Here is a 674-nt window from a genome sequence, read left to right as displayed (position 1 = left end):
GTGATGGTGCTGGCGACTTCGGAGACCTCAGCGAAGGCGACGTCGCCGACCAGCCGGGTCTTGCCCTCGCCTCTTTCGGGAGCCGGCACGCGGTTGATGCCGACGTCGATGACCGTCGCACCCGGCCTGACCCAATCGGCCCTGACCATCTCCGGCCGGCCGACGGCAGCCACCAGGATATCGGCATTGCGGCAGACCTCGGCGAGGTTCTTGGTTCTTGAATGGGCGATCGTCACCGTCGCATTGGCGTTGAGCAGCAATTGCGCCATCGGCTTGCCGAACAGGTTGGAGCGGCCGATGACGACGGCGTTGAGGCCGGAGAGGTCCTCGCCATGGGTGCGGCGGACGAAGACCATGGCACCGGCCGGCGTGCAGGAAACCAGTCCGGTTCTCAGGTCGCCGATGGCAAGCTTGCCGGCATTGGCGATGCTGAGGCCATCGACATCCTTTTCCGGCAGGATCGACTGGATGATCGGCTCGCTGTCGAGCGGTTTCGGCAAGGGCAATTGCACCAGGATGCCGTGAATCGACGGATCGGCGTTGAGGGTGGCGACGAGGGCTGCCAGCTCCTCCTGGCTGGTCTCGGCCGGCAGCGTGTGCTGGACGGATTTGAAACCGCATTCCTTGGCCATGCGGCCCTTCGAGCCGACATAGGCGTGGCTTGCCGGATCGTC

General features: G+C 65.1%; 1 protein-coding gene. It reads right to left on the bottom strand.

The genetic code is table 11. The features are described 5' to 3' along the window. On the bottom strand, window positions 1–674 hold a 674-nt coding region (locus GR197_RS31340), incomplete at both ends, for a tetrahydrofolate dehydrogenase/cyclohydrolase catalytic domain-containing protein (RefSeq protein ID WP_164016588.1).

The organism is Rhizobium phaseoli, from assembly GCF_010668805.1.
In the GTDB taxonomy this organism is placed as follows: domain Bacteria; phylum Pseudomonadota; class Alphaproteobacteria; order Rhizobiales; family Rhizobiaceae; genus Rhizobium; species Rhizobium phaseoli_A.
Note: the sequence above shows the minus strand (reverse complement) of the source record. Positions and strands in the feature narration are given on the sequence as shown.